Annotated in this window: 16 protein-coding genes and 1 pseudogene; 4 read left to right on the plus strand and 13 right to left on the minus strand. The window is 35.8% G+C overall.

Going from position 1 to position 20,705, the window contains the following annotated elements; translation table 11 throughout:
* Window positions 1-47: 47 nt before the first annotated feature.
* Entirely contained in the window at window positions 48-1,067 is a 1,020-nt protein-coding gene (locus M2372_RS07780; RefSeq protein ID WP_123319796.1) for a toll/interleukin-1 receptor domain-containing protein, read from the plus strand.
* A 70-nt stretch (window positions 1,068-1,137) separates the two neighbouring features.
* On the opposite strand, the gene gldG is transcribed toward M2372_RS07780, so the two are convergent.
* The 4 genes from gldG to kbl all read right to left on the minus strand — a co-directional run bounded on the left by gldG (window position 1,138) and on the right by kbl (window position 5,583).
* Entirely contained in the window at window positions 1,138-2,808 is a 1,671-nt protein-coding gene (gene gldG / locus M2372_RS07785) for a gliding motility-associated ABC transporter substrate-binding protein GldG (RefSeq protein WP_123319797.1), read from the minus strand.
* A gap of 3 nt (window positions 2,809-2,811) precedes the next feature.
* Entirely contained in the window at window positions 2,812-3,540 is a 729-nt protein-coding gene (locus M2372_RS07790) for an ABC transporter permease (RefSeq protein ID WP_123319798.1), read from the minus strand.
* Window positions 3,541-3,597: 57 nt separating this feature from the next.
* Window positions 3,598-4,149 carry a CopD family protein gene (locus M2372_RS07795; protein WP_123319799.1) on the minus strand — a complete coding sequence of 184 codons (552 nt, stop codon included), beginning with the start codon at window positions 4,147-4,149 and terminating at the stop codon, window positions 3,598-3,600.
* A 237-nt stretch (window positions 4,150-4,386) separates the two neighbouring features.
* A complete protein-coding gene (kbl, locus tag M2372_RS07800) occupies window positions 4,387-5,583 on the minus strand; it encodes a glycine C-acetyltransferase (RefSeq protein WP_115971005.1) in 1,197 nt (398 codons plus the stop codon).
* 158 nt (window positions 5,584-5,741) lie between these two features.
* Between kbl and M2372_RS07805 the strand changes: the two genes are divergently transcribed.
* On the plus strand, window positions 5,742-6,620 hold the full coding sequence (locus M2372_RS07805) for a cupin-like domain-containing protein (protein WP_115971004.1): 879 nt from the start codon (window positions 5,742-5,744) through the stop codon (window positions 6,618-6,620).
* Between the two features lie 31 nt (window positions 6,621-6,651).
* On the opposite strand, the gene M2372_RS07810 is transcribed toward M2372_RS07805, so the two are convergent.
* The 3 genes from M2372_RS07810 to priA all read right to left on the minus strand — a co-directional run bounded on the left by M2372_RS07810 (window position 6,652) and on the right by priA (window position 12,742).
* Window positions 6,652-8,556: a M1 family aminopeptidase gene (locus M2372_RS07810; protein WP_228455725.1), complete on the minus strand. Its 1,905-nt coding sequence runs from the start codon at window positions 8,554-8,556 to the stop codon at window positions 6,652-6,654.
* 111 nt (window positions 8,557-8,667) lie between these two features.
* Window positions 8,668-10,134 (minus strand): D-alanyl-D-alanine carboxypeptidase/D-alanyl-D-alanine-endopeptidase, encoded by a 1,467-nt coding sequence (gene dacB, locus M2372_RS07815; protein WP_123319801.1) that lies wholly within the window; start codon window positions 10,132-10,134, stop codon window positions 8,668-8,670.
* A 160-nt stretch (window positions 10,135-10,294) separates the two neighbouring features.
* The gene (gene priA, locus M2372_RS07820; RefSeq protein WP_115971001.1) at window positions 10,295-12,742 is read right to left on the minus strand and encodes a primosomal protein N'; all 2,448 of its coding nucleotides are present in this window, start codon (window positions 12,740-12,742) and stop codon (window positions 10,295-10,297) included.
* A 108-nt stretch (window positions 12,743-12,850) separates the two neighbouring features.
* Here priA and M2372_RS07825 point away from each other — a divergent pair, with 108 nt between their 5' ends.
* Window positions 12,851-13,324 (plus strand): hypothetical protein, encoded by a 474-nt coding sequence (locus M2372_RS07825; protein ID WP_123319802.1) that lies wholly within the window; start codon window positions 12,851-12,853, stop codon window positions 13,322-13,324.
* Here M2372_RS07825 and M2372_RS07830 read toward each other — a convergent pair.
* The 6 genes and pseudogenes from M2372_RS07830 to M2372_RS07855 form a co-directional block, all read right to left on the minus strand.
* Entirely contained in the window at window positions 13,321-14,229 is a 909-nt protein-coding gene (locus M2372_RS07830; RefSeq protein WP_115970999.1) for an AEC family transporter, read from the minus strand. The two genes, M2372_RS07825 and M2372_RS07830, sit on opposite strands and share 4 nt — an antisense overlap.
* A gap of 146 nt (window positions 14,230-14,375) precedes the next feature.
* Window positions 14,376-16,850 carry a glycoside hydrolase family 2 protein gene (locus tag M2372_RS07835; protein WP_123319803.1) on the minus strand — a complete coding sequence of 825 codons (2,475 nt, stop codon included), beginning with the start codon at window positions 16,848-16,850 and terminating at the stop codon, window positions 14,376-14,378.
* Window positions 16,843-17,163, minus strand: a pseudogene (locus tag M2372_RS07840) (GxxExxY protein); the annotation flags it as partial. The pseudogene M2372_RS07840 and the gene M2372_RS07835, both read right to left, overlap by 8 nt.
* Before the next feature lie 388 nt (window positions 17,164-17,551).
* Window positions 17,552-18,214 (minus strand): copper homeostasis protein CutC, encoded by a 663-nt coding sequence (locus M2372_RS07845; RefSeq protein WP_123319804.1) that lies wholly within the window; start codon window positions 18,212-18,214, stop codon window positions 17,552-17,554.
* Window positions 18,215-18,230: 16 nt separating this feature from the next.
* Window positions 18,231-18,794, minus strand: a complete 564-nt coding sequence (locus M2372_RS07850) for a hypothetical protein (protein ID WP_123319805.1) — start codon at window positions 18,792-18,794, stop codon at window positions 18,231-18,233.
* A gap of 158 nt (window positions 18,795-18,952) precedes the next feature.
* Window positions 18,953-19,948, minus strand: coding sequence for an isoaspartyl peptidase/L-asparaginase family protein (locus M2372_RS07855; protein ID WP_123319806.1), 996 nt, complete (start codon window positions 19,946-19,948; stop codon window positions 18,953-18,955).
* Window positions 19,949-20,056: 108 nt separating this feature from the next.
* On the opposite strand from M2372_RS07855, the gene M2372_RS07860 reads away from it, so the two are divergent.
* Window positions 20,057-20,662 (plus strand): Crp/Fnr family transcriptional regulator, encoded by a 606-nt coding sequence (locus tag M2372_RS07860; protein WP_123319807.1) that lies wholly within the window; start codon window positions 20,057-20,059, stop codon window positions 20,660-20,662.
* The last annotated feature ends 43 nt before the right edge of the window (window positions 20,663-20,705 follow it).

A 20,705-nucleotide genomic window follows, 5' to 3' on the forward strand; every position in this document is an offset into this window, starting at 1 on the left:
ATTTGTACAAAAAAACACATTTCTAATAACAAAACTAATAACTAAGTATGAAAATATTTATTTCACACTCCTCAAAAGACAAGAATTTTGGTAACTCTCTTGTAGAATTACTTCGTAGTTTAGGAGTGAAAGAAAATGAAATTACATTTACTAGTAATACAGCATATGGAATTCCTATTGGCCAAAACATTTTCAAATGGCTAAAATCACAAATTACAGAAAATCCCTTTGTAATATACCTACTTTCTGAAGAATACTATAGAAGTGTTGCTTGTTTAAATGAAATGGGGGCTGCATGGATAATAGAAAATGAACATGCTGCGATTTTCACACCTAATTTTGATTTATCAAGTAAAGAATTCCAAGGTGGAGCATTAGATCCTAGAGAAATTGGATTTTATATAAATGATGAAGAGAGAATTTTAGCTTTTATACATCATTTGTCTACAAAATTTGAAATTACAAAAAACCCAATTCTCATTTCTCAAAATGTTAAAAAATTTCTTGAACAAATTAAAAATTTCAAACAAGATAAGGTTATTCAAAATCAAACATTTTTTAATACAGAAAGCATAATACTAAGCAATTCTTTAGTTGAAGACAATATAACAACTAATACAAAACAAGTAGAGAAGAATGATGGGAGCTCTACTAAAAATTTATATATTAAATTAATTAATTTAGTTTTAGATAATAAACTAAAAAATGAGGAGGTATTACTTTTACATTATATAATAGAAACAGGTCGCTTTAAATTAATGACAGGATGGCAAGAATCACAAGAAATATTTAATATTAAAGAATGGGAAAAATTAAATAATATAAAAAATTTACTTTCTCAAAACTATCCAAGTGTCATAAAAAGATTCGAATTAAGAGGATTTACAGAGGTTTCCGCTATAACTTCTTCAGCTAATCCCAAGGAAATAAAATTTAAAGATGAAATAACATTAGAAATGCTAGACCTTCCCCCAGTTGTTATTAATAAGATCAATGATGTTGTTAATAATAATTATCATGAATACATAGAAGAGGAAGAAAGATACACTGATGAATTACCTTGGTAATCTTAATTAAGACTAAGAAATTTAAAACAATTAAAATAAAAAAGAGAAGCTGAAAAGCTTCTCTTTTATTTTATCCAAATTTCTTTTTTCTCAGCCAGAAGAACAATCCTCCGATAAGACCAATAATAATCAATGGGAGCAATAAATTCAGCCATTGCCAAGTGGTTCTTTCTTCTTCTATTCTATGTCTGTCGAGAAGTCTTTCTTCGATATTTCTGTTTCTCAATTCCATCAGATTGCTGTCATCCAACAGATAATCCAAAGCATTTCTAAGGAACTGCTCATTTCCAAACTGTTCATTTGTCAGCATATCTACTCCTAATGGAAGCGGTTTTCCTTTGATGACTTTATTTCGTCCTATATCTCCGTCTGCAATCACGATCATTTTATTCTCAGGACTTTCTGCTTTAAATCCAGGATAAGATTTTCTTTCAATCCTTGAGGCATAAGCAGAATTAAATTTACCTTCCAGTGCTACTGCAAAGATCTTCGGAGTGCTTGGTTTCTCCATTTGTCCAAGACTGTCTACAGTGGCGATCTCTTTCAGATCAACATAATTTGGAACCTGTTTCAGTAATGTTCTTTCACTGGATTCGAAAAGAACTTTTGTTTTGATATTCTTTCTTCCCCCTAATGTATCAATAGAAGTAGGAAATTCGAATTTTACAGGATTGATATTTTTAGTGATTGGATTATTATTTTCAGCAATTCCAAGAGGAAAATAAGGCCATGGTAAGCTTGTATACTGTGGGTTTCCGCTCACTTCTCCTGTTACCAGTCTTAATAAAGCAAATTTCTTCACATCTTTTACCAGTGCATTATTGATTCTTAATCCGTAGTTGAAGAAAAAATCAGTCATATTGATATCCACAGGGAAAGGCATTACTTTTTTAGATCTTGTCAGCGTATCCATTTCAGCATTTACTGCATCAATCATCCAGAGCGTTTTCCCGCCATTCATAATATATTGGTCAAGAATTACCTTTTCGTTGTCTGTAAAAGCTTTTCTTGGCTTTGCAATCACGAGAGCACTCATTTGTTTTAATAATGGAACATCTGCTGCGCTAAGTTCAGTCTGATTTTTAGGAATAATAGGCCCTGCGTCATAATTTTCCATAGCAAGATGTACAAATCCCTGGAATTCATCTGGACTCAGTTCATCCTGATTGACCAAGATCCCAATTTTTTTTCTTTTAGCAGCTGCAATATTCTTAATGTTCGAAACCAGATTATATTCAAGTCCTTCAATGGATCTGGTCAGCTGCTGGTCTGCATCAATACCTGCTTGCTGTACAACCAACGGAATAGAAACTCCATCTTTATCATATTTTATAACAGCATACGGGAAAAGGGTAATCTGTGAAATTTTTCCATCCTTTATATCTGGAAGAACCGAAGGCTGCATTCCCATTGCCATCAAGGTATCCTGAGACATCTTTGTTTTAATAGGGTCGATGAATTTAAAATCGATCTTCGGGTTAATTTTTCTGAATTCCTCCAGCATGAACTTTGTTTCCCCCTGAAGCTGTTTAAAGCTCGCCGGGAAATCACCTTCAAGATAAACTTCTACTGTCAGAGGTTTTTTAACGGATTCCAACACTTTAACAGTGTTTTCTGAAAGGGTATATCTTTTTTCTTTGGTTAGATCCAGTCTGATTCCTGAATAGATAAGGATAATTACCAAAGGGATAATTACCATTAAGAAAATTCCCAGTGGGGATTTAGCATTGATCTTCTTCATAATCTACTTCTTTTTGTTAATAAAATGATTAGACAATACTAATGACGCACTGATCACCAGAATAAAATAGGCAACATCTTTCAGATCTATAAGACCTCTTGTAAAGCCAAGGAAATGCTGATAGAAACCTATATTCTGAAGAATAAAATCTGCTCCGCCCAGTAATTTATAGCTTGCCAGCTGTTCGATTCCAAAATACATGATGAAACACATGAAAACACCTAGCAGATAAGCCATGATTTGATTCTGTGATAATGAAGAAGCTAAAATTCCTACGCCTGAGAAAGCAGCGATTAAAATAACCAGTCCGATATAGCTTCCCAAGGTCATCCCAAGGTCAATATTTCCTTCAGGAACTCCAAGAACATACACTGTGTAAAGGTAAATTAATGATGGTATCAGACATAAAATCCCGACAATCCAGACTGACAGAAATTTCCCTCCTACCAATTCTGAAACCTTTAACGGCTGTGAAAACAACCAATTTAATGTTCCTGTCTGTTGCTCTTCAGCAAAAGTTTTCATGGAAAGTGCAGGAATAATAAACATTAGAAGCCATGGAACCAACACAAAATAGCTCTGCAGCGAAGCTGCTCCGATCTCAAAAATATTTGAATCGTTGTCGAAAAAGAACAGGAAAAGAGTAGCGATCAAACTGAAGGCGGCAATAATTACCCATGCACTCCAGTTTCCAAAGTAACTCCAAAGTTCTTTCTTTAAAATTGCAATCATAGTTTTTTAGTAAAATGTAAAAAGTAAAGCTGTATGAAGATTTCTTTACTTAAACCATTATTTCTTTTTTTTATTCTTATTAACAAGTTTTACGGTCATCATGATCAGAAATACAAGAACGAAAAATCCTGCAATTAATTGCCACCAATATTCAAGAGCCATAGATTTCAGAATTACGGTAAACACGACCAGAAATAAAATAAACGTAGCGATTTCGTTGGCCTGTCTAAGTTTGATGTTGGCTGTTTCCAGTGTATTTCCGTTTAATGCTTTCAGTTTAAGCACTTTTTTCCAGCACCAGTAATGATAAATGGCAAGTCCGATCAGAAATGTAAGTTTTAAATGGAACCACCCCATCTTCATCAGTCCGGGATTTTTAAAGATCATAACCAATCCGCATACTGCCATGATCACTCCGGCAGGAACGGTAATAATATTCCATAGCCTTCTGGCCATAAATGTATACTGCTCCCTCAGAATTTTCTTTTTTTCTTCAGGAAATTCATCGGTATCCTTATAGTAAACGAAGAGTCTCACGAGATAAAAAATTCCCGCAAAATAGCTTACCATAAAAATGATGTGCAGCGCTTTGATGATTGTATAAAGCATTCAGAAAAAATTAACAGCAAAGATAAGCTTATTATATAATTTTTAAAAATAATTTTCTTTTGATTGGGAAAAGATAATGTAAATAACAAATGGACAAAAATGTTTACAAACTATAAATCTTTTAACTGTTTTCAAACATTTATCACACGATATATACATAAAAACACTTCGGCTCGGGGCGGCTTTGCCGCCCCGAGCCGAAGATTATATTTTCATTGATCTTAATCAACTCAGAAATTAAGAGATCACTCCCAATTCTTTTCCTACCTTTTCGAAAGCAGCAATGGCTTTATCCAAATGTTCTTTCGTGTGAGCAGCAGATAGCTGAACTCTGATTCTTGCTTTTCCTTTTGGTACTACCGGATAGAAGAATCCAATTACGTAGATTCCTTCGTCCATCAGTTTTTCCGCCATTTTCTGAGAAAGCGGTGCATCATAAAGCATTACCGGAACAATTGCAGCATCTCCTTCTGGAATATCAAAGCCTTTAGCTTTCATTTCTGTTCTGAAATATTCTGCATTTTCCATTACTTTATCACGAAGAGAAGTATCATCAGAAATCATATCCAATACTCTTAAAGCAGCACCTACAATTCCTGGCGCTAATGAATTGGAGAATAAGTAAGGGCGTGAACGCTGTCTCAGCATATCGATGATTTCTTTTTTACCGGATGTAAATCCTCCTAAAGCTCCACCTAAAGCCTTTCCTAGCGTAGAAGTAATAATATCTACTCTACCCATTACTTCATTAGCTTCATGAGTTCCTCTTCCTGTTTTTCCGATAAATCCTGTTGCATGAGAGTCGTCAACCATTACCAACGCATCATATTTATCAGCGAGGTCACAAACTCCTTTCAGGTCTGCTACAATACCATCCATTGAGAATACTCCATCGGTAACGATAATTTTGAAACGGTGATTTTTTTCTGAAGCAGCAATCAACTGTGCTTCAAGATCCGCCATATTGTTGTTCTTATAACGGTATCTTGCCGCTTTACAAAGACGTACACCATCAATAATAGAAGCGTGGTTCAGTTCATCAGAAATAATTGCATCCTCTTCAGTGAACAGAGGTTCAAAAACTCCCCCGTTCGCATCAAAAGCAGCTGCATAAAGGATCGTATCTTCAAGTCCTAAGAAATCAGCAATTTTTTTCTCTAATTCTTTGTGAATATCCTGAGTTCCACATATAAAACGTACGGAAGACATTCCATATCCATGAGACTGGATCATTTCCTGAGAAGCTTTCATTACCTCCGGATTGTTTGATAATCCAAGGTAATTATTGGCACAGAAGTTCAAAAGCTTTTTCCCGTTGGCTTCAATTTCTGCACTTTGCTGAGATGTGATGATTCTTTCTCTTTTGAAAAGTCCGTCATTCTCAATATTTTGAAGTTCGTTCTGTAAATGTTGAAGGTATTTTTCAGAAATCATTTTTAGTAATTTTTTAGATGTGCTAATTTAATAAAAAGGCAGTAAAATAAAACCTTTTATAAGCTTAATTCTAAAATTTGACCTTTAGATTCATTTTTAACACTATTAGTCTATAAATTTAGTAGGATAATATTTATATTTGTTTAAAATTTCTGAATATGCAATTGATCCCGGTAAAGAAAACGAAGAAACTTATTTCAAGAAACTTTATAGCCAACCACATGAAACCTCGAATCCCTATTATTATCGAAGATTTTGTAGACGCTGAAAGCCCCGCATTTCAGAAATGGAATTATGAATATTTCAAAGAAATAGCAGGAAATCAAAAGGTAGACATCTATGGCAGTGAACTGGATTCTATGGATCGAGTAGCAAGCCAGCCCATTGCACAGAGCACTTTCTCAGAGTATCTCGACCTTATAGACTCCACTCCTACTGAACATCGGCTTTTCTTATTTAATTTACTGAGTATACAACCTGAACTGAAAAATGATATTATCTATAATGATGTTACCAACGGCAAACTATTAAAATGGCTACCTTTTATGTTTTTCGGGGGCCAGGGTTCTGCGACCCGAAATCATATTGACATTGATATGTCCCATGTATTCATTACCCAGTTTGAGGGAATTAAACGGATCTGGCTATTCCCCTGGGAGCAGTCTGATCTTATGTATAAATTTCCTTTTAATTTCCACAGCCTGCCTAATATAAAGACCCCTGATTACAGCCAATACCCTGCCCTGCTATATCTAAAAGGGTATGAAGCCATCCTTCATCCGGGTGAAACACTTTATATTCCGTCCGGATGGTGGCATTATATACAATATGAAACCGGCGGATATTCTGTGTCGGTTAGAGCGCTGCCTTCAAGTCTCCTTGAAAAATGGCGTGGTTTTAAGAATTTAGTCATTACAAGAAATTTTGATAACATTATGCGAAATATCTTTAAAGAAAAATGGTTTAGATACAAGGTAAGAGCAGCAAGAAAAAGAGGAGCAAAAGCTTTCAGAAAACAAAAAAGCTTTCTGATTTGAAAGCTTTTATAGTAAATAAATAAGTCGTTATTTAATGTTTCATGAATTTAATCTTCTTTTCTTTCAGTGTAAAAATGTAGGTCCCGGGAACTAATTCTCCAATCTGTACGGCTTTTCCCGGATGATAAACAGCCTTTCTCACCAATTTTCCATCTATAGCATGAATAGAAAATTCTGTTGTCTTATCTACTCCTTTTAAATAAAGTTCATTTTTGGCAGGATTAGGATATAAATCAAACACCTCTTTCTCTACAGAAGCTACACTTAAAGTATTATCCTGCATAACAGTGGAGTTCTTTTCCAGAATCTGATATTCATAATTAAACTGGACATTGGCTACAGGAAACGATATATTTTCAGTAAAATATTGGTTATTGAAACTGTTATTCAATACTAAATAAGCAGTCTGGCCACCGGTTCCGGTAACTTTTACGGGCAAGGGCATTTCAAAAAAGCTTACTGCAGGACTGCTTTGTGTCTGGGATACATTAAAAACCAACTGGCTACCTGTCTGTTTCCATTTTATCATATAGGTAGGATATCCTTCTCCATACACCCAATCATTTAAAAACTCTGTAAAGTCTTTTCCTGTAGACTGAAGTAATGAGGTCTTAAAATCTGCCGTTCTCACATAATTATAAGCAAGTGCAGGCCTTGCATGATATTCCTTAAGCGCCTGATAAAATGCATTGTCTCCTAAAATCCATTTTATCATTCTTAAAGTATAGCCTCCTTTGGCATAGGTCAGCCTGCTGTCAAAAATTCTATAGATATTGTTCAATCCTGAATCAGGAACATAAATGCTCCCTCCTGCACTACTGGTAATATAATCTATCTGCCCGGAAAGGTAATCCATAAACTCAGCATTGTTCATAATCAGTTTTTCATTGGCGACATGTTCTCCAAAGGTGGCAAAACCTTCATTCAGCCAGATATCATTCCATACGCCACAGGTTACTTTATCTCCAAACCATTGGTGAGCAAGTTCATGGGCAATAAGCGGTTTGCTCCACCCTCTCATGGAAGACATCGTCTGATGTTCCATTCCACCGGTATTAAGGTATTCCATGTGTCCATATTTCTCATTACGGAAAGGATAAGCTCCAAAATAGGTTTCATACACATCCATCACCTCTTTCGTCCATTCTATATTAGATATTAAAGAAGCATCTCCCGCTGTAGAAGGATAGACATAATTTACAAATGGGAACGGAGGATTTCCGATGGTTGTAAGATGTTTAGCAAAATTTGTAATGGACAATGCAATAAGATAGGCCGCAGTAGGATACATAGTTCTCCAAAAAGTAAGCTTTTGTCCTGTAACGGGTGATATTATTTCAGACATCAATTTCCCATTGGCGGCTACACTATATTGTGGTGGGGTAGTAATTTTAAAATCAAACTTTTCAATCTTATCATTAAGACTTTGCTTGGTAGGAAACCAATCCTGTGCACCGTACGGCTCGCTTAAGGTAGAAATAGCAGGTATACCGGGCCCCTGAGTTCCTGCAACAACTGTACTGTTAGCAGGTGAACCGGAATAATGAATCGTTAATGAATCCAAAGTATTGGCTGGAACAGAAGCGGGAAAATCTATTTTAATTTCGTTGGCAGACAGTTGCTGGAAAGGGATACTGTTCCCATGATACTGTACCTGGGAAACCGTAAGAAGATTAGTAAGATCAAAGTAAATACTTCCCATGGCCTGATTAGGCTTAAAATGTGAAGTCACAGATCCCGAAACATTATGGAATGCCGGATCTATACTGAGATCCATTCTCTGATACTGCAAATCGTAATTCAGAGTATTGGGATTCACACTTCCGATACCCATTTTCTTTGTGAAGGACTTCATTTCTTTTTCGGTAAGACCTTTCATGTCGATATTAGAAATCTTTTTTTGGCTGTAAAGCTGCTGAACAATCAAAAAACTCATTATCAGAAAGTAAAATTTTCTCATATGCCGTGATATTGTATTTCCCAAATATAAAAAAAACCTCTTAATCATTGATTAAAAGGTTTTTATAATATATAAAATAAGCTATTTTTAAAGATCCAGAGCCGGCTCAAGAATCTTTTCCATTCTTTTCTTAACCATATCTACTGATCCTGAATAATTATTTACCATCAGAGAGAAAACTAAGGTTTTTCCTGAATTTGTTTTCAGATATCCTGCTAATGTTTTCACCTTATTTAAAGTTCCTGTTTTTGCAAAAACCTGCCCGTTTCCAGTTCCCAGAAACATTCTTTTTAATGTTCCGGACTGTCCGCCAATAGGTAAAGACGTTAAATAAGATCTGTAATATTTTTCATCCATTAAAGAAGTCAAAAACTTCACCTGAGAAATTGGAGTTACATTATTACTTCTTGAAAGTCCGCTTCCATCTATATAGTTAAGGCCTAACATATCAAAACCGGCATCCTTTAAGTGATCTGTCACTACAATTCTTCCGGATTCCGATGTTTGATCTCCCAGTCTCTGGAATCCAACTGTTCTTAATAAAGCTTCTGCTAAAGAGTTATCACTATGCTGATTGGTATAATATATAATATCAGCCAATGTAGGAGATTTATAGGCAGATATCATTTTTCTGTTCTCCGGAGTCGGATCTGTCATTTTTGCAACTACTTTTCCGGTAACAGAAATTCCGCTTTTCACCATCGTCGTTCTGAAAGAATTTGCAAGATACGCTGGTGCGTCCGGAAGTTTGGTTGTTAAGATCCCATCTCCGTCATACTTTTCTGCATATACCATTTGGTGGGCATATGGTGAAACATAGAAAAACTTCTTTTCTGTAGAAAAACCGGATTTCTTTACAATCAGCTTTTCATTGGCCGGGTTAATTGCACGAGTGGTTCCAGCTGGCAAATAATAATTATTGTTCTCTAACCATACAACATTTTCCGGAAGCATTGCAATATTGCCTTTGAAAAGCGCTGTCTGAATGATAATATCACCATTTACCTTTCGGATTCCCTCACGTGAAAGCCCACCTATGAAGTCTGAAATAATATCCCTGTAAGATCCTGCTCCTGCTTTGTTTGTTCCCAGAGATGGATCTCCACTTCCAACCACATACAGGTTACCATTTAACGTTCCGTTTTCATCTACAGTTCCTGCATACTCCAGCTGAGTGATCCAGCGGTAGTTTTCTCCCAGTAGATTCAATGCGGTTTCTGTGGTCAGTAATTTTGTAGTGGAAGCTGGAACCAACGGCGAGCTTTCATTGTACGAAGAGATTACTTTCTTCGTTTTCGGGTCATACACTACGAATCCCCAGGTTGCATTTTTCAGCACAGGATCCGCCATCATTGTGTTTACATTAATGTCTACAAGTTCTTTAGCCGACAAAACGCTTCTCTCCATCGAGCCTGCAGGCGACGGAAGGTTTAAGCTGTTTTTCTGATTGTCGTAATTCTGAGAGTAAAGAACAGTAGAAACGGTAGATTGAGCCAGGAAGAAACCGGAAGCCAACACCGCTGCACTTGAAATATATTTTCTGAAATTTACCATCTATCCTTTTTTTGTTCTATAGTTTGAGCCTATAAAAAATGATAAGTTAAATCATTCAATTAAAAAGCCAAACACTTAATCAACGACCAAAAGTAGAAATTATTGTTATAAAACGGATCACAGACGTCTTATAAAAGACTGTAAAGTTTGTTAAAAATTGTTAAAAATCAACAAAAACATCTTTTTTAATGCTTTGATAAGCAGTAATTTCATCAAATTCCTTCAAACTTATTAAAACCAGGCTTTTAAACTTTTCATAGTTTTTCCCACGGGGTAACTTCAATAAAATCTGGAACTGATATAAATTATTCAACCTGGCAATCTGAGCTCTTTCCGGTCCTAAAATACATTCTTCAGGAAGATATTTTCTCAGGATTGAACCCAGAAACTGAGAGGCACGGTCTACCTTATCATCTCTCCGGTGTTTCAGTTCGATCATAATAAGCTTGGTAAACGGCGGATAGTGGAATTTCTGACGTTCGGTAAGGATATATTTATAGATTTTTGCCGGATTATTCATTTTAATCAACTGGAAAACAGAATGATCTGGATTATAGGTCTGAATCAGGATTTTCCCTTTCCCGGAAACTCTTCCTGCTCTTCCTGAAACCTGAGTAATTAATTGATATGCCCGTTCTTCCGCTCTGAAATCCTGTACATATAATAAAGAATCAGCTTTAGGAATGGCTACCAGTTCTATATGATCGAAATCTAGCCCTTTGGAGATCATCTGTGTACCTACCACAATATCAGTTTCTCCATCTTCAATTTTTTCATACAGCTTTTCGTAGGCAAATTTCTTACGCATGGAATCCACATCCATTCTGTCTACCTCATTTTCCGGAAACAGCTTGGAAACTTCTTCATGAATCTGCTCTACGCCTACTCCTCTTTCGTTCAGGTTCTCAGAATTACATTTCGGACAGGTTCTCGGTTTTGAAGCTCTCTGACCACAGTAATGGCATTTCATTTCATTGGCAGCCTTATGATACGTCATTACCACATCACAATTGGAACAATAATTAACATAGCCACAGGTTTCACACTCTATAACATTGGCATAGCCACGTCTGTTGTGAAGAACAATAGCCTGCTTCTTTTCATCAATTGTTTTCTTGATCTCATCAATAAGTTTCAAAGAAAAGTTTCCGGATACATTTTTAGATTCCTGAGCTTCTTTGAAATTAATCAACTCATATTCAGGTAGATTTACATTCCCGAACCTTTCATTCAGGAAAATATATTTCATTTTATCTTTTCGGGCCCGGTAATAACTGTCAACTGAAGGTGTTGCAGATCCCAAAATCACTCCGGCTTTATACAAACCTCCCAAAACCAGTGCAGCATCTTTAGCATTAAAATAAGGGGTTACCTCTCGTGGCTTATAGGCTGAATCATGTTCTTCATCCACTACGATCAATCCCAGATTCTTATACGGCAAAAACAAAGCATTTCTGGTTCCCACCAGGATACTAATATCATTCTGCTTAATTCTCCGCCATACTTCAACTCTTTCAAAATCTGTAAGTTTCTGATGATAGAAACCTAGCTGCCTGCCATATTTTTTTTCCAGTCTTTGGGTAATCTGTTTGGTCAGTGAAATTTCAGGAAGCAAAAACAGAACGTTTTTTCCATTTCTGATGCATTCTTCAATTTTCTCTAAATAAATATGGGTTTTTCCCGATGATGTTACGCCATGAAGCAGTACATTTTTCCCTTCTTCAAATGCTTCATCTATTTCGGATTTTGCTATTTTCTGCTCTTCGGAAAGTTCTTCAATCTCTTCAATCTCCCCTTCGTAACTTTCAATCCTGTCTTTCTGCATATAATACTCCTCCACAAGACCTTTGTCTGCCAATGCCTTGAAATGAGAGCTTCCAAAATAGCCATCTTCAAACAATTCGGCTTTTTTAATATGAAGATCAGGTTTTTCCGTTTGTTTCTCCAAAATGAGAAGGAACAGATCTTTCTGTTTAGGGGCTTTATTTAATTTTAAAAGAATTTCTGTAAGATTCTGATTGCTGAGAACCTCACCATTGATTCTTACATAAGCTACCTCTTTAGCCTTATATTTTTCTGCAATTTTTTCATCAATCTCTATATATTGAAGATCAATTAATGAATTGATGGTTTTAATAATTTCTTTTTTGGGAATAAAGGCTTCAATATCTGTAAGATTTACCAGCTGTCTTACTTCCAGTGCCTGGATAAGATACATTTCATTGACATCCAGATTTTCAAAATCAACAGTTATCCCCGGTTTTAATTTCAAATAGGTTTCACTCTCCAGCTTTAAAGAAGACGGAAAAGCTAACCTGTAAATTTCTCCAAGATTACACAGATAATAATCGGAAAGCCAGTTCCAGAATCGAATCTGCTCTTCAGGAAGAATAGGCTTTTCATCCAACATACTGATCACTTCCTTTGCTACAAAATCATCCGGAGCATTATTGTGAAGTTCCAAAACGATTCCGGTATAGATCTTTTTTCCTCCAAATGGAACCAGAACCCGCATTCCCGGCTGAATTTCAGAGATCAGTTCTTGTGGAACCTTATAGGTAAAGGATCCTTTTAAATTCAGCGGTAAAACAATTTGAGCGTATTGCAAGGGAAATATTTAAAGTGTAAAATTAGATTTTTCTTTAGAGAACTGCAAAAATTTATATCTTTATCCCTCCTTGAAAAGCAGGAATTTTCCAATTACAATTAAACTACCATGAAAAAGCTATTGTTCATCTTCTCATTATTTTTAGCATTTTTTGTTAAGGCTCAGGAAAAAATAATGATAAAGAAAAATGAAATAACCATTCCTATTGGCAAAAAAGTAATGCTGAACCCTCAAACAGAAGGTAATAAAATAGTAAACTTTGAAATTACAGATGAACAAAGCATTACTGATAAAGTGGATATGATGGATCTGTTAAAAAACTTTAAGAAGGATAACATTACTGATAATAGCATTGAATTTATTTTTTCAGAGGCACAAATGATGAATACCCCGTATTTCATTCTTAAAACAATACAGAAAACAGGTAAAAAGATGACCTTTAAAGCTAAAATAAGATTAAAAGGAAGTCCTTTATACTCATCAACATCTATTATACCCGTTGTCAATAATGCTATTTCTTTAGAACAATGGCAAAATAATATTGATTCAATTTTCCTATATGATTTCGTATTGCAGGATTAAAATAGAATTTGCGTAATCTCGTACCACATCGCAGAGGTAAAAAATCCTACAATAATGCTGACACCGATAATCAGGTTCGTAAGTTTTGTATTGAGCCTGAACTGTTCTGCAATGATACTGGAAGTCACTAACGTTGGCATTGCTGCTTCAAAAACTGTGATTTTAGCCACATCTCCTTTTATTCCGAATAATAAAGCCATTCCTAAAACGATAGCAGGAGCCAGAATCAGTTTATAAAGCATAGAGGCTGACATCTGAGGAATAAGCTTTTTCCAGCCATTAAATTTCAATTGTAATCCTACCGAAAACAAAGCTAACGGACTCACAGTAGCTGCCAGTTTATCAAAAAGGGGTTCAGCAAAAGTTAAATCTATAAATTGAGACAACACCAATGCAGAGATACAGCCTATTAATGGTGGAAATGTAATCAAACGCTTAAGGATAAATACTGCACTCACCTTTCCGGACTTACTTCCACCTTTTACAGCAGCGATAATTCCTAATGTTGAAAGGGCAAAAAACATAGTTTGGTCACAAATAATAGCGATACTTAAAAGTCCTTCACCATAAAAAGCACTGATTAATGGAAATCCGATGAAAGAGGTATTACTATATCCACTGGCTAATTCCAAAGTACTCCTCGAGCGCCTTGAATATCCCCGGCTTTTACTATAAAACATTACATAAAAGAAGCAGAATACAGAAATTAAAAAGGTGGCAGCAATCGGAAAAAGCATTTCCGTTGTCCATTGTACTTTGGGCAGGTATTTAAATGAAACTGCCGGCAGAGCAAGATAAAGAATCCAGGTATTGATCCCCTTGTGGGCATCCGGGTGGATAGATTTTGTTGCTTTGAATATCATTCCTGCAATAATGCACACTGCAATCAGAACAAAATTTACCATAACTATAACGAAATATGATGCAAATTTACGGCTGATTTTTGAGTTGGAAGGGTAAAATTTATCTTTTTTGAGTAAAATTTCTGTCAGATCCGAATGGCAAAGAGATCATCAAAGTCACCTGCTTTTGGTAATTCATTCTATTTTTTTTAAAAAGTATCAAAGAGACTCATTACCTCAACTTTATCCAAAGATCTGGAAAGGGTGATCTTTTTTGAAGTTCCCGGTAACAGATCAAAGAAATTATCACTGAAATGAGTGTCGCCAATCAGGTATACGTCTTTTGCCAGAACATCTGTAGAAACTTCAATTTCCGTTGGGGATACCTTGTTAATTGTGATTTGAGGTTTTGAAAGTTTCAAATCTTTTGGACTCTTAAAGAAAAACAACTTTTCGTGCTTTGCTGAATTGTTATTGAAATAAACCTTTAATACAGTTTTTGACAAATCGAATTCTGAAAACTCTCTTTTCGAAATATCAAAATGTTTCTCGCTCGAATTAGCTGGCAATTTGTCAAGAGCATCTATTCCCCACAGAAATTTACCATTAAAGTCAAATAATTCAGCTCCGGAAACGCCTTCATACTCTTCAATAAGGTCATTAATAAAGTAGATATCATAAGTTTCCTCTGTTTCTACTACTGATGGTAACACAGGCTCGTAACTTCTTTTTGCCTGATAGTGAAATGCCTTCCAATTTCCTGAATAATCAACCGAAGACCATGAAACCACGGGCCAACAATCGTTGAGCTGCCAATATAAAGTTCCCATATTATAAGGTTTTGCTCGGCGGTGCGCTTCTATTGCAGTCTGCATTCCTCTCGCCTGCAATAATTGGGAAACGTAGTTGTATTTTACAAAATCGGTTGGGGCTTTATAGTCCCTTTCCATGTATTTATTGATGATCTCCCAGCCTCTTGCATGTTTTTCATGAGCTTTAATGGTTGAGTTTTTAAGGCTCAGATCCGGAACACCTGAAAACATTGATTTTGTAGTTTCCAGAGTGGGCATTCCCTGAAAACCATACTCAGACATAAAACGGCCTACTTTTTCATTATAAATTTCAAAGGGCTGTTCTCCCCACCAGACCCCCCAATAGTGGGAATCTCCTTCTGTAAGACTTTCTTTATGCCCCCATCCTATTGACGGAGAGCTTGGCCAATATATATTTTTATCCGGACTAAGATTTTCTTTCAATGTATTGGGAATAACTTCATGAAATAATTTTTTATAATCTTTCCAGACCTGTAGTGAATCTGCTTTTGAATATTTAAACTGCTTCTGGTATCCCCAATTGACGATGGCTTCATCAATTTCATTATTTCCGCACCATAACGCAATAGACGGATGGTTCTGCAGTCTGTTGACCTGATCTTTTACTTCTTCTTTTACATTCTCCAGAAACTCATTGTCTGCCGGATAAAAGCTTCCTGCAAACATAAAATCCTGCCACACCAGAATTCCGTTTTCATCGCAGGCTCTATAAAACTCTTCGTCTTCATAAATACCACCACCCCAGATCCGGATCATGTTCATATTGGCATCTTTGGCTGCTTTAATCAGTTGCTGGTATTTTTCCTTCGTGATTCTTGGAGAAAAACTGTCTGCAGGGATCCAATTTGTACCTTTGATGTATAAAGGGTCTCCATTGACTTTAAAAGAGAATGATTTTCCTTTTTCGTCTTTTTTCTGAACAAGTTCAATATCCCTAAGCCCGTAAGTAACATTAATATCACGAATAATTCGACCTCCTTTCTTATACAAAGTAATTTTTGTTGCATATTGGTGAGGCTTCCCCCTTCCATTAGGCTGCCATCTCTTTGGATCCTTAATACTATAAGGAAGTTTGATGGTATTAAAACCTTTATTAAGGTGGAATTTATGCATTCCTCTATTTAAGTTAAACCATGTAAAATATTCGCCTTCTTCTTCAGCAAAAATGTTCATATTAAATGATACCTCAGCCAATGTATTGGTGAGAGATTTTTGCTGAACCTGAATGTTCTTAACCTTTGCATTTCCCCAGAATTCCAGCTTTACATCTTTCCAGATTCCAGCTGTCACCAATCTTGGTCCCCAATCCCAACCAAACTGATATTGAGCTTTTCTTACAAAACTTCGTGGTGATTCAGGCATCGTAAACGGAACTTTTTTTGCCAGCTCTTTACCTTCATGAACAGCAGACTTAAACTTTACCTGTAGCAGATTATCTCCAAGCTTTACATATTCTTTCACCGGGATTTCCCACTTTCTGAACATATTATCTGTTTTCTTCAGCAGTTTTCCATTAAGATAGATTTCTGAAAATGTATCTAACCCATTAAAAGCAAGATCAATATTAGTAAAATCAAATTCTTTAGGGGAGATTTCAAAGTTGGTCTGATAATCCCAATCTTCATTCTCCACCCATTGAACTTTCTTTTCATTTTCGTCTTTGAAAGGATCCGGAATAAGCTTATTATTCATCAGATCCAAATGTACCGTTCCCGGGATCGTCGCTGGAAGCCAGTTTTTATCTTTTGAATTTCTGAACTGCCACTTTTCAGAAGACAGACTTCTTTCAGCATACTGTGCAAAAAGAACATTCTGAATGAGAAGAAAGGCAAAAAGTAGATTTTTATGCATCAATAATTTTATTTACAATTCGATGGATTCCATATTTAATGATTTCACTGTTAAAATTAATAAGAAGTCCGAGTTTCAGATCAGTCTGCCTTAAATAAGTTAATACCTGAGTATTGAAAATTGGATGTAATTCCAATACAGATTTAACTTCAACAATTACCTTGTCTTCTACAATAAGATTAATTTTATATGCATTTTCTATTGATATTTCTTTGTATTGTAATGCAACTTGTTGTTTTACATTAAGGTTTAAAGTTCTTAATTCGTAAGCCAAAGCTGTGTCATATGCGCTTTCTAATAATCCAACTCTTAAATTTTTATGAACCTATATAGCTGCACCTATTATTTTGTAAGATAGTTCGTTTTCGGTCATTTGTGTGTGTGCTTTATTAAACGCAAAGTTTTTATTTTGAGAATGCATTATTTTAAGTGGGCAAAGAAGGAATCGATTTGCAATCGATTATGATGAAGCGAATGTTATCCACAGCTTATTCAGCGGCTTTGCCACATTACTTTGCTTCCTTAAAGATATAATGATATACCCAATAAAACTTTGCGTTTAAATTAATTCTAATACCATTTAGTCTTCAAAAGAAGATAATAGAAGTTTGTTATTCTGAGGAACAAGGGATCTCTGCAATGTTTTGAGGTTCTTCATTCAGTTTTGCTCCATTCAGAATGACAAATTAACTATATAATGATTATTTATTCTTCAATGCTACCACCTCATCAGGATTTGCAAAAGATCCGCCGTCTGTAATTGCTGAAGAATGGAAATATCCAGCTTTTGTAGCTTCTCTGATTCCTTCAATATTTGAGGATCTCAGGCCACCACCCACAAGAATCTCAATTCTACCATTAGAAAGAGCAACTAATTTTTTCAGGTTCTCTTTCCCCTCTGAAACATTGGGTTTCTGGCCTGATGTGAGAATGGTTGTAAAACCGCACTCAATTACTTTTTCTAAAGATTCTTCCAAACCATTTGCTCTGTCGAAGGCACGATGGAATGTACAGGGAAGCGGGGATGCCAATTCTACGAGAATTTTATTCTGCGCTTTATTCACATCATCATTTTCATCCAGAATACCGAATACAAAACCATCAACATTTAATAATTTCAATGCAGTTAAGTCGGTTTTCATCTGCTCAAATTCAGTATCTGAATAGGTAAAATCACCTCCTCTTGGGCGGATCATCACAAATATTGGAATATTTATTTTCTCTCTTAAGCTTTTTGTAGATTCAAAATCAGGAGTTGTTCCTCCTTCGCTCAATCCGGAACATAATTCTATTCTGTCAGCTCCATTTTCAAAAGCAATGATCGCTGATTCAGGATTAAAGCATGCTATTTCTATTTTTGACATGGTCTTTTTTTATCTTTTAATTAAATTCAGGAGTATCTTGCAGTACATCGGCAATCAGGAAGGTGTTATTTTCCTTACTCAACCTAACTTTGACAGGATATACAGCTTTTAATGCTTTATCATTAAGAACAATATCAAACAAATAATTGTTTTCATTTTCAGAAATCAGCTGGCATTTAGTTACCTGTACTTTATCCCAATCCTGTCCTGCGATTAAAAATCCAACGCCTACACCCGCTTTTTGAGTATCGAACTTTCCTTTCCATTTATCATTGAATTCTTTTTGTGTAAGGCTTCCGTCAACATCCATATCAACACTCATGGCATCACCTTTATAATCGTAATATTCCTTGGTTGTTATCTTTTGCATATTCTTATCCAGATTGCCAAGATCTGATTTAAAATACTCTTCAATACTTTTTTCTACCCATTTTTTCGCTTCTTCTGCTTCATTGACCTGAGGCTTAGTTTCCTGAACTACATTTTCCTTTACTTCCGGTTCCGGTTGGGTTGTTGCTTCTTTCTTTTCTTCTTTACATCCTATTATTAAAAACAGGGAAGCGATAATCGTTCTTTTCATATTCTATCTGTCTATTTTTTTGGCGGTGCCACCTATATTTAGTTTCAATGTATTGGTTTGTATAAAGGTGCAGGTAAATCAAAGATTTCCTGTTTTTTTCAGCCACGAATGCCCGAATAAATTCATTAGTGCATTCGTGGCCATAAGAAAATTGCATATTATTTCACTGCAAATTCCGGAGTTTCAAGACGGTTTCCTTTCTGGTCGTATACCGCAAAGTTAAATCCGTCCTGAATGCAATAAGCACCATATTCTCCTTTTTTATTGATGGCAATAAAACCTACCTGAATGCCCTTAAGGTTTTTATTTCTTCTCTGATTGATCTTCACAATTCTGTCTACCGCTTCCTTACAGGCCTGTTGCGGATTTCTTCCCTGTCTCATCAGTTCTACCACAAGATGTGTTCCCACGGTTCTTATGACCTCTTCACCATGTCCGGTTGCTGTTGCCGCTCCTACTTCATTATCTACAAATAAACCCGCTCCAATAATAGGAGAATCTCCTACTCTCCCATGCATTTTGAAAGCCATTCCGCTGGTGGTGCAGGCTCCGGAAAGATTTCCATGGGCGTCAAGAGCGATCATTCCTATAGTATCATGATTTTCGATATTGGCAATGGGTTTATATTGACTTGTTTTCAGCCATTCTTTCCATTCTTTTTCGGATTCCTGAGTCAATAAATTTTCTTTTTTAAAACCTTGTGAAAGGGCAAACTGTAATGCTCCGTCTCCTACCAACATGACGTGAGGCGTTTTTTCCATCACTGCCCTGGCTACGGAAATCGGATTTTTGATATGCTCCAGACATGCCACTGAACCGATATTGTAATTATCATCCATAATACAGGCATCCAATGTCACCCTGCCATCTCTGTCTGGGCGTCCACCATAACCAACACTCCTTTCTTTGGGATCAAGTTCTACAAGCCGAACTCCTTTTTCAACAGCATCCAGGGCCTTTCCTCCTTTTCCAAGGATTGTCCAGGCCTCTTCATTGGCTTTTATTCCAAAGTTCCATGTTGAAAGAACAATGGGCTGATTGGTAACTGTAATATTTTCAGGTAATTCTTTCGCCATTAAATCCAATGGATTTACAGCCAATGCTGCGGTTGCTATTCCCAGTTTTTTGATAAAACTTCTTCGGTTATTGTTCATTGTATATCAAAATTATAGTATCAACAAATCTAAAAAAAACTTCTTTGAAAACCTTGGTATAGCTTAACGAATATCTGTATTCAATTTTTAATTATCTTTACTGCTGTAATGGACCTATTTAAGACTTTCAGGAATATTGTTTTCTTTCAGGAATTATCTGATGAGGAAATTAATGTTTTGATCAGCATCAGCACTCCCAGACTTCTTCAAAAAAAAGAAAAACTGGCAGAGCCTGGGCAGTCTTTTAATCACTTATTTATCCTTTCCAACGGATTACTGAGATTTTTCTTTGATGACGAAAACGGTATTGAGACTAACCTTTTTTTACCCTCAGAAAAAGAAGTTGCCATTATGGAGAGTCCGGAATCCTTTTCGGGAGAAAGTGAAAGAAAATATACGATTGAAGCTGTTATAGAATCTCAGATCTTTTTATTTAACAAAACTGAATTTGAAGAATTGGCATTCCAACACAGGGGAATTTATAATGCTTATCTGAAATCTTTAAAACAGATCATCAACACATTAAAGGTACGCACCGAACAGCTTTGCTCTACCTCTCCTCATTCACGATATGAAGATTTTCTGGAAACCCGTCCTTTCACTTCTCAAAATGCCAACAGAAAGTATATTGCTAATTTTCTGGGCATTACTCCCAACTCACTTTCAAGGATGACTGCAAGGGTTCATAAAAAAAGGAACGAAAGAAAAAAATAACTTAGGAATACTTTTTCTCACTTTATTCGATTTATTTTTGCTT

The sequence above is a fragment of the Chryseobacterium sp. BIGb0232 genome (assembly GCF_024810195.1).
Taxonomy (GTDB): domain Bacteria; phylum Bacteroidota; class Bacteroidia; order Flavobacteriales; family Weeksellaceae; genus Chryseobacterium; species Chryseobacterium pennae.